Origin of the sequence: Flavobacterium sp. K77 (genome assembly GCF_021608205.1) — a bacterium.
Lineage (GTDB): Bacteria > Bacteroidota > Bacteroidia > Flavobacteriales > Flavobacteriaceae > Flavobacterium > Flavobacterium turcicum.
In genome coordinates, this window is sequence record NZ_JAKIHO010000001.1 from 961,127 (window position 1) to 974,440 (window position 13,314).

Genomic DNA, 13,314 nt, shown 5'->3' on the forward strand with positions numbered 1-13,314 from the left:
TAGTTACGAATCAATAAAGCACAAGATTCGATTTGGCTCTGGTGACAGCTGTATATTGATATTTTAAAGAAGGTATAAAAAATGAATTCAAAAATACTTTATCCCATTCGCCACCTTGTGCTTTGTTACAGGTAATGGAATGACCATAGGTTGCTCGAATGGCACCAATATAACGATCATCAGCAGCATTACCACTTTCACGATACACTTTATTTTTTGTAAATCGTTCGTGTCGTAATCTATTTTCTTGTTCTAATCTTAGTCCTTCCGGATTTAGAATACTCTCTAGCAATACATAGTCTTCTATAATTTCGTCTACTCCCTTTATTGACTTTGACAATAGTTTTACTGGAACAAAATGTAAACCAGCTACTTGCTCTACATCACAGGTGTTTACTTCTAAAACTGTAACATGATCACCGCTGTATAATTGAAAGTCATTTCTTCTCCAGGTACTTGTTACTAGTAAAAGGTCATTTTTTGTCAATGTTTTGATTTTACTTCCAAACAATTTTTCACGGACCACATTATTGAACATTTTATTCATTTTATGGGTTGCTCCAATTGAAACTATGCTTTCAAAACCATTATTTAGATATTCTTTTATATATGCTGATGATGCTTGTGAAATAGTTTGTTTTTCTACTCCTTCTAGCGTAACCTTCTCAAAATTTGCATTAATCCTTTCTCTAATGGAAACTGCATTTTTGAGAATATAACTTCCGTCTTCTTGACGTTTTACTTCTGTAAGCAAATGGGCAGTTCCATTTAATTGAAATTTTGCTTTAAGGTATTCCAAACAAAGGGCTTTTGAGTCTGTTTCATTAACTGGAGGCAATTGGTTTTTATCGCCAAGGAAAACAATCTTGTTTTCAGGATTTCCATTTTTAATAAAAATTATTAAATCACTTAGCAATGAGTTTTTAGATGTGAACATGCTCCCTTCTGTTCTGTTTACAGTTGATGACACTATTGATGCTTCATCAATGATGTATATTGTGGTCTCTTTAATGGTGTTTTCTTTTAATTCAAATATTACTTCACCCGTTTCAGGATTTGGCTTAGTATTGTAAATTAAAGAATGAATGGTGCTGTTTACCGTTTTAGATTTACGACCCAGAATTCGAGCTGCTCTGCCCGTTGGAGCTGCAATTTTGTAATTAACAGCTTTTGAGTTCAAATAACCAATAAGTGCTGTGGTAATAGATGTTTTTCCTGTTCCAGCAGCACCACATAATATGAAGAAATCCTCTTTGTTACTATCTTTAACGAAATCACTCATTCCTAACAAAGCTGATTTCTGTTGTGCTGTTGGACAATCAAATTGTAAATGGTCTAAAATTGTAAGTGCATTTTCCATAGTATGTTGGCTTTAGTATTTCAACACCACAAAGGAAATGAGGAAGTGTGCAGGTTTAGTGCAGGGCTATTTTTTTTTATTCTTTTAATTGATTATTGAAAATGTTTTATCCTTTTTAATCTTGTAATTGAACCAATTGATTATTCATTTCAATCAATTTTTTTTCTATTTCTATAATTTTAGAATTTACTTCTTGAGTGTTTGATGAATTTCGGATAAGTTCAAGAAGTTTTTCTACTAAATCCATTTTATCATAATTCATTTTTTCTTCTAAAGATTTTAATTCAATGTACCTAATACATTTGTCTTCTGAATTTGAAATGAAATTTATATTACGAAAAGTTGTCCCAAGCCAATTTCCTGCTCCATCTTCATCTACTATAACTGCAAATTTTGAAATATTTTGTTGCAAATCAGCAAAATGAATATTGTTTTGATTTACAAAATGCTCGTTTGCAAAATAAGTTACACCTCCGTTATTTGTAGCGAGGAAGTTTCCTGTCGGAATGAAATTACCATTTACTAAGCTTACCAGATATTTATTATTTATATCTTCCATTTTATAAAAGTCTTAAAGTGAGTTAATGTTGTTTTGAATAGTGGTCGAAACTTAAAGTAGATTTCCTAAACATTAAAATATTTTATTTGAGGTTTTTTTGACCTTTTATTTGATTCAAGATTGCTAAGTCAAGTTAAATTGATGATTTGAAACGAGAATATATGATTTTGGCTATAAGTTTTCTTAATTTTTTAAACCAAAATAATAAACTAAGCAATTCAAATAATGAAATGCTGCGTGTTTTAAAAAATCATATACTCTTTTAATAACGTTTTAATTATTTATTATTCTCCAACAACGATGTAATCTTTCATTTACATAGAGTCTAAAGCTATTATAGTCATTACCACTAAACTCTTATGCATAATACATTTTATAAACTACCTAAGTCATAGACAAAATAGCGAAATCACTTAGATTCTTAGCTTACTCTTACCTAAATTTTGACATTCTAAATTCTAAAACATAGAATATAATATTTTCGATTTCAAGAAGTTTTTAGAGTAAGATTGTTTTACTTTTCAACATTAAAAAGGAAATTATACGAATTAAGTAGATTACGATTAATTTTTCAGGACTAATATTATTGCTTCTTTCAAATAATTAAGATTTTCAATGATTTCATCGTAATCTTGTTTTCTTTTTAAATAAATAAATCTTCCCTTTTTGAATAGATCTAAATCTTCTTTTGAATATTTTTTATAGTCAATATATGAATTTGATACATCAATATTTAGATTTTTGATTGATCTCAGTATTAAATCTTCATTATTTATATCTGAACTATTTCTGTGACTTAATTCATTTCTTAAACTACTTAAAAATTCGATAGTTGCTTTTAAGGGACCTTTTTCTAATTCATAAGCTTTTATAAATGCTGAAAGTTTAGCATAATAACTAATCTGATTTATTGATTTTAAGTTGTTATTTAACTTATAAATTGAAAAGTTTTTCAATATAAATTCTTGAATGTAATCCAAGTTACCATAAAATTTTTCATTGTAGTAATAATTAATTAATTCTTCGGCTTGCATATGACCATATCGACAATATTCATCAAAATTAATTGTATCATTAATCCTTCCAAGTCGGTATTTGGACATTTCTATACAATCTCTAAATAATTGATTTCTCACAGATAAATTTTCAATTTCAGAATAGTCTATGATTTTTATACCGTCAATTTTTAAGTATTTTTCGATAGAACTTAATTTTATATTTATTTCTGAATTATGAAGGTCATCAGTTGTGTGAAATTTATTTTTCAAAGATTCTTTAAACCACAAATTCTCCTCCTCTTTGCATATTTCATCAATGAGAACGAGAAGCTTTCCTAAACTTTCTTTGCTGTATTTTGGCATAGTTACGATTTATAATTTTTCATAGCTCCTTCTAATCCAATTTCTAAAATTAAATCAACTATGTTTTTACCAATGTTATCTTTTGTGTCCTTAACTTCTAATGATTTATTAGGTACTAATGATTTTGAAGGAGTTGTTTTTAGAACTAAAACGTCAAATCGATTTTTCATCTTCAGGTACGTTTCATCCTTTTCACCCTTCACCATCTTTAAATATAATAGCTTTCCATCAAGAACCATGGCCATATTAGGTTGCCCTTTTTTAACATTTCCTTTTTCCCTGCAATATTTCTGAAGGAAGAAAGAATAAGATTTATCATAGCCATACGTTTCCCAATAGTATAACCATAGACGCAATTGTTTAATGTAACGGCGGGTCACATTTACTTTTTCATTTACCACTAGACCAGTTACTTCTTGGCGAAATCCTTCTTGTTGTAAACGTACTTTACTTTCCTTTACATGAAAATTTTGGTTGGCAATAATCTTTCTTACTTCTTTGTCAAACTTACTTCCGGAAACAAATATCTTTTCAAATTTGTTAGGAGATACCTCATAGCTGTTGTGTTTACTGCTAAATGTTATATCATCTGCATATCTTGTATAATTCAAACCAAAACGTTTGGCCACACCTGATAATTGTTTATCCATTCTTTCACAAATTGTGTTTGTCAAAGTTGGTGATGTAGGCGCTCCCTGTGGTAAAACAGCAGTTGTTATTTTAACCCAATTGTTATCTATAAAACGTTCAACCTCCATTGGGGTACAGGATAATCCTGCAATCATATTTGCAATCTTTTTCCTTTCATCTGAAGTATTTAAATTAAAAGGAGCTACTAATAATCTACCCCAAACACGTGCTTTATCAACACTTGGAAAAAAATCTTTTAGGTCTAAATTATAAACATAAATCTGACCAACATGCACCTTCGCGTTATCAACTATTGATTTACCCAAGACAAAGCCGGTTGCAGCAATGTGGGGCGCATGTATTGCTTGCAATATTATATTCAGAGCTTTTTGCAACTCTTTCAATCCTTTCACTGGAGCATAGATAGTTCTATCAGTCCCAGACTTCTTTTTTATAGTAAAAGAAGTATAAGATGGTTTTCTCACACTAGCTTTAAAACTCGTTTCGTCTTTAAGCAAAACAGTTGATATGTTTTTTTCTGACTTTACAGAATTGTTCTTTATTGAATCCTTACTTATGTAGTAATTCAACTGCTTTTCTTCAAAAGGAATCGTTTTATCTCCATACATTAATTTTTTCGCTTCATTCAATAAAGCGAGAAAATCATTCTTACTATCCATTTTTTTAAAAGCTTCTTGAATAGTCTTACTTTGCTCTGGAGTAATTTTCATATTATATTTTTACAAGTCTTTTAAAAACCGTAGTAGTTATTCTTTCTCTATGTATCCAAAGATCATAAATTAAAATCTAAAATAATTAAAGAAATAATTTATCAAAAAAGGTGAGGGTTTTGAAACAACATTGTATCAATGTTCCTAAAATCACATCACTAACATTCAGTTCCAGATTACTCTGAAACTACCAGCCAATTTAAAATATTAAAAATAATATTTCCAGCAGGCAAGCCTATCTTGCGATAGACATTTCAATATTTTACTACGGTTTTTCAAAGAACTTTTGTTTGACTCTGCAAACGTATAATTCAAGAGTGCGTTTTTGCTGCACACATAAATTTATTTTATACCTTGCATATTCTTAACTTGGTAAATATAAATAAAAACCCACAATGGCAATCACTAAAAACCCTTTAATTCGCTACAAAATTTTAGATAAGTGTTTTAGAAACCCATATAAAAATTATTATTTCGACACATTATTAGAAACAGTAAACGAAGCTCTTTTTGAGGTTACTGGTGTAGAAGAACATGTAAAGACACGTCAGCTGCGGGATGATATTGCTTTCATGAGAAGTCCTGAGGGATGGAACATCGAATTAGCGGAGCTATTTGAAGGAAAAAAGAAAATTTATCGATATGAAGATTTGAACTTTTCGATTAACAATGCGCCATTAAATGATGTTGAGATGGACCAGTTCCAATCGGCGATACAAGTTTTAGCACAATTTGAAGGTATGCCACAATTTGAAGGCATTCAAGCTATAATAGCCAAATTAAAAACAGATTTAAAAATAACCAACCACGAAAAACCCTTCATCGGTTTTGATAGCTCGCAAGATTTAAAAGGTATCGAACACTTCAGTACACTATATAATGCGGTACAAAATAAAACACCTCTACAGATCACTTATAAGGATTTTAAAACTGAAGATCCATATACCTATATTTTTCATCCTTATTATCTAAAGGAATACAATCATCGATGGTTTTTGTTTGGGCTGCATGTAGAAAGTTGGAAATCAGACTGGAATGTTGCTATTGACAGGATTGTAGCAATTGCACCATTTAACGTTCTCTTTATTCACAATGATACTATTGATTGGCAAGAGTATTTTTCGGATATGATAGGAGTTAGCAAAGCAGAAGGTGCCGTTTTAGAAAATGTTGTTTTGCATTTCAATCAATTGACCGGAAAATATATGGAGAACAAATCTATTCACGAAACACAAAAGCATAAATGGATTAATACTGACACATTGGAACTTAAAATTAATGTAATTATCAATTATGAACTCGAACGTTTAATTTTATCTTATGGAGATAGTGTTAAGGTTGTTGAACCTCAACATTTACAGGAACGGATAAAAAATAGACTTTTGAATGGGATGAATCAATATTAAGCTACATCTGCATTGATACAAACCATTTTTGAATTTGCCCCTAATGTTATTCTTTCTGAAAAAAAGTTCCCCACTAATCCTGTTGCTTATTAAAATAGGATTGGGTCAGCTGTTATTACAGATCAATTTTAGGAAAAACTTTATTGTGAAATATCTGAACTGCTCTTTTTCTAACAAAATTAAAATCATCATTATTATTTAAATCAAAATGTTTGTCACAATTTAAGCATACAAATACCTTTTCAGTTCCTAATACCTTTTTCTCAAATGGTTCCGCTATGAGTTGATTATCTTTTTCTTTATTGTTGAAATCAGGAATTGAAAAACCACTAGAAAATAGACCTTGTATTTGTTTACGATACACGTCATAAGATAAGTTACCTCTAGCCCAGATAAACCACCACTTATCATCGTTTTTTCGTTTGCCATATTTTATAATGTTAGGATGGTTGTCTTTTTGATTTATAAACCAATTTAATTGATCCTTGTATAATTCATTAGTCCCAATGGACTCTTTCATTTCATTTCCACAATCACTACAACAAACAATCCCTCTGTCCCGATGGCCTTCTAAATGACATTTATATTCTTGTCCGAAATTTTCCAAATAGCCCGCACGAGCCTTTAATTTTTCAGAACTACAACAAGCATTACAGTTTTTGCAAATGTACCAACCGCATTCAGCATCAAAGCCATGCGTTTTGCATTTAACACTATCTCTGCTATCTATAATATCTTCGCAATGACCATTCAAGCAATGGGAAAGGTATATGTCATTTACATTTTCCTCACAATCTTGATTCTTACAAGTAAACATGGTTACACCATGGAAAGCATAATTAGATTTGCTGCCTTTTGGTTTTAAAATAGAATTACATTTTCTGCAAGATAAATGCTCTAAAAATCGATTGACACGATTGATTACATTTAATAAAATTTCGTATTGAACTTCTTCGTACGGAATTTTTAAAACATTCAAAATATCTTCTAAAGTATAATTTTGCCAGTCTGTTGGCGAATGAGCTTTTCTGCATACCTCATAGCATTGAGTATTCTCACACCACCAAAATTCAAAGCTTGATTTTTTACACAATATCGGCTCGAGTGTTTCTGTTTTTAAAGCTTTTCTACCATCACAAAATGTTGAAAACCTTGGTTTGAAATGTTCCTTTTTCGTTTTTTGATAATGCATTTTTGAAGTACCATCCGCTAATTGATATATACCATTTTCCTCAATTACAGTTTTGCCAGAACATTTCTCAAAGAAACCATCAATCACCAATAAATCTTTTGGATTTTTAATTTGATTAGCTACTAAATCAAATATAGTAGTCCTACTTGTAGAAATCTTATTTTTTAGATCATTTGCTACCTTTAAAATCACACTCAATGTAAAATCCAATCCTACGCCATCAATTTCTTTGGCGTATTCACTTGTTTGGAAATCTATGGTTGTGATTTTATTCAAATCATCCAAACCAATATTAATTTTATTTTCAGCTATTAGTTTAATAATTTTTTTGAAAAAAAGTTTTTGACTTTTAGCTGACAATAAACCGGTATAAATAACAACCGCATTATAATCTATATCATCTACATAGTTTAAAACAAATAGCTGTAACTTATAAAAATCGGATGCTTTATTAAAGGCTGAATTAATGTACTCTGATTTATATTTTTGAGGAATATTTTCAATAAAAAATACTACCGTTTTAAAATCGTCATCTTTATTAATTAAACCATTTTTATAGTATGTCTTTGCTAATATGTTTATTAAATCATCTTCTTTTATTCGGTTGATATATTCTTCATATTCACTATGTTTTTCTTTTTCAGCGACATGAAAGTATGCTTGAGTTTTTCTTTCAAAATACTTCCTTTTTAAGACCATCAGTTTGTTGAAAACTTGGTCGAATGGAAATTCAGAAATGATATTGTCTTCCCAAAGCCTTAAATGTTGTTCTTTGGGAATAAATTTATAATCTATTGGTAAATTAAATTCTTTATAGATTTTAATAACTGAAACTAAAAAATCATATTTGCTATTCTCATTTAAAGCGCAAATTTCCAAAAAGAGTTGATCTAAAATTTCTTTCTTCTGTTCAATACTAAATCGAACCAACAATTTGGTTGCATTATGTAAATCCCGTTTTAAATACTCACGAAGTTCTTTCTCAATTAATTCATAAGTAATCTCTAGTTTTTCTACTTTTACCCAAAGATTAAAGACTATTGTTGGGTTTAATTTTTGGCTTATATACTTAAAATTAACAGGTATATTAAATGTTTGGTATATAACCAAAAGTGAACTTAAATAACGGACCTCATAGTCTTCATATTTGTCAATAGCATCTTCTAAAACTAAATCTAAAACTTCTTTTTTTTGTTCATTACTAAGACGAGAAAGGAATCTAATTGTATTCTCAATTATCGAAATATGTGTAAAGTTTTTAGCTAGCGCTAATGTTTGATGAGTTTTATTTTCTTTATTTAAATTTTGTTTTACGTAACTAGTAAGATTTTCTTTAAGCTGATTAAATTCGATTTCAATATCGTTATTATCTTTCCATAACTCGAATAATTGATCTGGCTTTAATTCCAATAAAAAGCTATTAAAATAAGTCAAGTCAATTCGACAAGCTTTTAGGAATGAAGGAATGTGTTGTAGCTTATCTATTCTGATGTCTTGTAATCGTATTTTATCCTCTAAAAAAACCTTAATTGCTGTTCTATCATCATCAGTCAACTGCACCGACAATTTTGAGATTTGACCAATTACAATATCAATTTTTTTACTCAACAAACTTTGAAAATAATTCAAAAGGTAAAAAACCAGATAGTTTATGTCTTTTTCATGAGCAATGTCATTTACCGCAATAGCTCTAATATTTGATTTTTTTGTATCAACTTCTTTTTTGTTCAAGGTTACTACAACTTCATCACCAGGCTTTAAATATTCAGGATTATCATACAGGTAGGACTTGCCAGAAAAATGTATGTCGGGCATACCTTTCAATTCTAAAAATCCATATTCTCCTTTAGTCTGTTGATTATAATACCACTTTACTGTTGCAATAAAGCGATAGTTTTCATTATCCACATAGGCAAGTATCGAGTCTTCTTGTTGCTTACGTAATATCCTTTTTTTTACGATATCGTTACTATGGATTGCTACTATTTTATTGTACGTTTCTTCCGGAACTTGCTGATCTATATTAAAAAAAGTGTAGTTTACATGTTTAAAGTATAGCTTTAATATTTCCAGTTTAATATTTAATTCAATAAGTATTTCACTAATTCTCATAGTTGACTTTTATATTTTTTCTAAGAACGGCAAAAGTTTTATTTTAGTAATTAAGTACTTTTTAAATCCCCCTTACCTTACTATTATACAAATCATTGAACCACATTTTTTTGAACATAAGATTCACGCGATCTTCCGATAGTTTATTGTAGAGTTCTAGCTTAGTGTTAATGAAATTCAGTAATTCATTATCGATCTCTTCGCTGAATTTATCCTGAATATTGTCTCTTGAATTATTCTTATTGAAAAATCCCATCAACTCTTGATTAGAGTAAATTTTATCCTTCATCTTTTTAAATTCTACTTTGTCTTCCTCTGATAAATCAATACCAAAAGTATCGTTGAGAACTTTTATGATATTCGTTAACAAATCTAGTTCGTCCTCATCTTTTCCTGCTGATCCACCGGGAGTCATACCGTACATTTCTCCATTTTCAGAAACTAATGCTAAATCAGTAGTATATTGATGTTGAATTTTATAACTATCCAATTCAACTTCGCCTAAAACATCTAATGGAAGATTTGCTTTTATGTAGGGTAACATTTTCACCAATGCTGTTAAGAAAACATAATATTTCTCTAGCTCAACATCTGTAAAAGTGATAATTTGACTTAAAAATCGATATAATTTTAAGAAGGTTTGCGCTTCTGCTTTGAAACTTGTTTGCTCTAGCTCGTCTAAAGATTCTTGAAAACGTTTGCTTACGGTTACTAAAATCGGATTGAGCTTTTCATAGTTATTTCCTTTTCTAAAAAAGATATTAGCAAAAGCTTCTATTTCATTTTGATAAAATACATTAAAACTATCTACTTTGGTTTGTACTGTATACAAGCTATTTGGATCCGTTTGATTGTCTTCTGCCATAAAATTTTCACCATAAAAATGTTGAAAATCTTGCTGTATCAATTCGGGATCATTAACAAAATCAAGCACCATAGTACTTTCTTTACCACGCATGGTTCTATTCAGTCGGCTTAACGTTTGTACTGAAGAGGCACCACCTAATTTTTTATCCACAAACATGGTGTGCAACAAAGGCTCATCAAAACCTGTTTGATATTTATTAGCAACAATTAAAAAACGGAATTGAGGTAGCTTTAAAGCCTCAGGAATCGATGTTTTTCCTGCTAGCTGGTTCATACTTGCTTCTGTATATTCCTCATTGGCTTCATGGTCTTTTACTGTACCCGAAAAAGCTACCAATGCACTATAAGGCAACTTCATTTCTTGCATGATTTCATCAAACTTTCGCTTGAAACGGACAGCGTGCAATCGCGATTTAGTTACCACCATTGCTCTAGCCTTTCCTTGAATTTCATTTTGCGTTTTACTCACAAAATGCTCTATCATAATGCGTGCTTTTCTTTCTATAGCATGATCTTGCAAATCAGCGTACGAACCTAAGAGCCGAACCGTTTTCTTTTTTTCGTATTCTTTATCATCAATATCAGATCGTTTAATGATTTTGTAATAACGTTTAAAAGACATGTAATTTTTTAAGACATCTCGAATAAAACCTTCTTTGATGGCTTGCTCCATGGTATAGTAATCAAAAGCTTTTAGATCACCATTTATTTTACGGCCAAACAATTCCTCAGTTTTTGGTTTTGGGGTTGCTGTAAATGCAAAAAAAGAAATATTAGGTTGTTTCCCTTTTCGTTTGATTTCATCGGCAATAATATCGTCCAGATCTTCTGATACATCTTGGTTCTCCGCTTCTTCAAGTGATAATGATTTTTTTAAATGACGTGCTGTTTCACCAGATTGTGAACTATGTGCCTCGTCTATCAAAACCGCGTACTTACGCTCGGGCATATTGGCAATCGTCTGCGATATTACCGGAAACTTTTGAATGGTTGTGATGATAATTCGCTTACCCTCTTCAATGGCTAATTTAAGATCTTGCGCTGTTTTGTTCTCATCAATATAAGCTACTAATCCTGGTGTATTGTCTAGCTGACGAATGTTATTTTGGATTTGCTTGTCTAAAGCCCTACGGTCATTCACAATGATTACCGAATCGAATAAGGCTTTATTATCAGATTCGAATTGGTAAAAACCCGCTAATCGATAGGCTAACCAAGTAATTGTATTTGATTTTCCAGAACCTGCTGAGTGCTGAATTAAATAATTTTTTCCAGCCCCTTCATCTTTTAAAGTTGTTAGCAAGCGTTGCACCGCTCTGCGTTGGTGAAAACGTGGAAATAATAATTTAGTTGATTTCTTTTCTTTTAATCCCTTAGTTAGCGGGTCGTATTCCTTTTCTACATCAGTTTGAATATTGATGTAGTTTTGCAATAAATCCAATAAAGAATCTTTTTTTAATACATCTTCCCATAAGTAAGAAGTTGCAAAGCCGTTGTCGTTATAGTTTTCTAAATTCTGATTAAAAGGCAAAAAGAAGGTGCTCTTTCCTTTCAGTTCTGTGGTCATAAAAACTTTCTGAGTACCTACCGCAAAGTGCACCAAACATCGCTTGAATTCCAAAAACGGTTCTCCCTTAGGATCACGATCCTGTATGTATTGTTTGATCGCATTATGGTGATTTTGCCCTGTCAATTCGTTTTTTAGTTCAAGAGTAACAACAGGAATTCCGTTGACAAACAAAACAAGGTCAATTGAATTATTATTCTTTTTGGAATATTTCAATTGGCGTACCACGGCCAAACGGTTTTTTTGATAATTTACTTCATGCTCCGGCGTTTTGTTATTGGCAGGTTGCCAATACACCATATCAAATTGAACACCTCTATCTCTTACTTTGTTTCTTAGTAAATCAAGAGTTTTGTCTTTATGGTCTTTATAGGTTTTGGCAATATTAGCTACAATCTTCTCTTCTACTTTGTCACCATATTGGTCTTCTTTAAGTATATTGTATTTCTCTGGCTGCGTTTCTTGAATAAAACCGATGACCTCAGATGGAATGAGACACAATTCTTTATCATAAGCCAAAGGAGAGACTTCATGAAATCCTCCTTGCTCTACCAAGTATTTTACAATATCTTCTTCTAGATGAATTTCTCTTGTACCTTGTGCCATAAACTTTCTTTTATTAACCTCGACTAGATGTTACTTTTAAACAACTAATATTTTTTCCATTCTAAACTTTTAAAACCACTTTCAAGAGCCCATTTACGCCAAACTGCCTCCAAGATTTCATTATCCCTCAACCCTTGCTCATTTTTATAACTAAGCATTTTATCATCTTTGTCTCTTTCGTGAGTTTCGTAAATGTGTAAGTTTATGAACTTGTTATTTGCTGCTTTTAAGGGTTGCAAACGCAATGATTTATTTTTTTCGAGTGCATTTTTAATATCCGTTTTGTTTGCCTTGCAATAATCCCTTACTTTTTGAATTTCTGAACTACCAAAGTAAAATTGACTATTACCCTTTCTATTGAAATACTCTAAATATCCGTCTGTGAAGATATAAATATGATTATCATAATTGATCTGTGTAGTATCAACTCCATCTGTGAGTATGGTGTCCTTTTTGATGATACCATCATTTTGATTTTTTTCTATTAAGATACTTATTAAGTCAAGGCCTTGGTTTCTTATCGTAGCATATGACTCATTAACTTTATTTTCAAAATCAACAAGTTGCTGCTTTAAACCTTTGCTTTTATAATCACCTGTTGAGTTTACAAACTGCTGTTTTGCTGCGACACCTTCGATTTGATCAATATCAATTGATGCGATCATTTTGTCTGAAAAAGAGGTATATAAAATAGAAGATCTATCCCCTATTTTTTCTCCTGGTTTTACACATTCATTTTTAAAATAGGAGATTAATTTTTTAATTTCCTCCATATCTTTATTCGGCTTGTTGTCAATACGACTGGACATATCTGAAAGAATAACTAAATTCTGATAAGTTATTTTTTTATTCTGAGGTTCAGAGCCACAAGACCCTAAAATAAATACTCCCAAAAGGGCAACTACAATTTTATTCATGTTATT

At 30.8% G+C, this 13,314-nt stretch carries 8 protein-coding genes; 1 reads left to right on the forward strand and 7 read right to left on the reverse strand.

All coding sequences use genetic code 11. The annotated features are described in order from the left end of the window. Positions 1 to 10 precede the first annotated feature (10 nt). The 4 genes from L1S34_RS04280 to L1S34_RS04295 form a co-directional block, all read right to left on the reverse strand. Complete coding sequence (locus L1S34_RS04280; protein WP_236362954.1) at positions 11 to 1,360, reverse strand: ATP-dependent DNA helicase; 1,350 nt, start codon at positions 1,358 to 1,360, stop codon at positions 11 to 13. Positions 1,361 to 1,475: 115 nt separating this feature from the next. Further along, the gene (locus L1S34_RS04285) at positions 1,476 to 1,919 is read right to left on the reverse strand and encodes a hypothetical protein (RefSeq protein WP_236362955.1); all 444 of its coding nucleotides are present in this window, start codon (positions 1,917 to 1,919) and stop codon (positions 1,476 to 1,478) included. 563 nt (positions 1,920 to 2,482) lie between these two features. Further along, positions 2,483 to 3,280, reverse strand: coding sequence for a hypothetical protein (locus L1S34_RS04290; RefSeq protein ID WP_236362956.1), 798 nt, complete (start codon positions 3,278 to 3,280; stop codon positions 2,483 to 2,485). Positions 3,281 to 3,282: 2 nt separating this feature from the next. Then, positions 3,283 to 4,641: a reverse transcriptase family protein gene (locus L1S34_RS04295; RefSeq protein WP_236362957.1), complete on the reverse strand. Its 1,359-nt coding sequence runs from the start codon at positions 4,639 to 4,641 to the stop codon at positions 3,283 to 3,285. Between the two features lie 395 nt (positions 4,642 to 5,036). Here L1S34_RS04295 and L1S34_RS04300 point away from each other — a divergent pair, with 395 nt between their 5' ends. Continuing rightward, on the forward strand, positions 5,037 to 6,047 hold the full coding sequence (locus L1S34_RS04300; protein ID WP_236362958.1) for a helix-turn-helix transcriptional regulator: 1,011 nt from the start codon (positions 5,037 to 5,039) through the stop codon (positions 6,045 to 6,047). Between the two features lie 115 nt (positions 6,048 to 6,162). On the opposite strand, the gene L1S34_RS04305 is transcribed toward L1S34_RS04300, so the two are convergent. From L1S34_RS04305 to L1S34_RS04315, 3 genes are all read right to left on the reverse strand, one after another. Next, positions 6,163 to 9,351 carry a hypothetical protein gene (locus L1S34_RS04305; protein ID WP_236362959.1) on the reverse strand — a complete coding sequence of 1,063 codons (3,189 nt, stop codon included), beginning with the start codon at positions 9,349 to 9,351 and terminating at the stop codon, positions 6,163 to 6,165. 61 nt (positions 9,352 to 9,412) lie between these two features. Beyond that, positions 9,413 to 12,391, reverse strand: a complete 2,979-nt coding sequence (locus L1S34_RS04310; protein ID WP_236362960.1) for a type I restriction endonuclease subunit R — start codon at positions 12,389 to 12,391, stop codon at positions 9,413 to 9,415. A 44-nt stretch (positions 12,392 to 12,435) separates the two neighbouring features. Beyond that, positions 12,436 to 13,308: a hypothetical protein gene (locus tag L1S34_RS04315; protein ID WP_236362961.1), complete on the reverse strand. Its 873-nt coding sequence runs from the start codon at positions 13,306 to 13,308 to the stop codon at positions 12,436 to 12,438. Positions 13,309 to 13,314 lie beyond the last annotated feature (6 nt).

Coding starts and splice junctions, on each gene's coding strand:
- L1S34_RS04280 (WP_236362954.1), bottom strand. CDS start 1,360: ATGGAAAATGCACTTACAATTTTAGACCATTTACAATTTGATTGTCCA.
- L1S34_RS04285 (WP_236362955.1), bottom strand. CDS start 1,919: ATGGAAGATATAAATAATAAATATCTGGTAAGCTTAGTAAATGGTAAT.
- L1S34_RS04290 (WP_236362956.1), bottom strand. CDS start 3,280: ATGCCAAAATACAGCAAAGAAAGTTTAGGAAAGCTTCTCGTTCTCATT.
- L1S34_RS04295 (WP_236362957.1), bottom strand. CDS start 4,641: ATGAAAATTACTCCAGAGCAAAGTAAGACTATTCAAGAAGCTTTTAAA.
- L1S34_RS04300 (WP_236362958.1), top strand. CDS start 5,037: ATGGCAATCACTAAAAACCCTTTAATTCGCTACAAAATTTTAGATAAG.
- L1S34_RS04305 (WP_236362959.1), bottom strand. CDS start 9,351: ATGAGAATTAGTGAAATACTTATTGAATTAAATATTAAACTGGAAATA.
- L1S34_RS04310 (WP_236362960.1), bottom strand. CDS start 12,391: ATGGCACAAGGTACAAGAGAAATTCATCTAGAAGAAGATATTGTAAAA.
- L1S34_RS04315 (WP_236362961.1), bottom strand. CDS start 13,308: ATGAATAAAATTGTAGTTGCCCTTTTGGGAGTATTTATTTTAGGGTCT.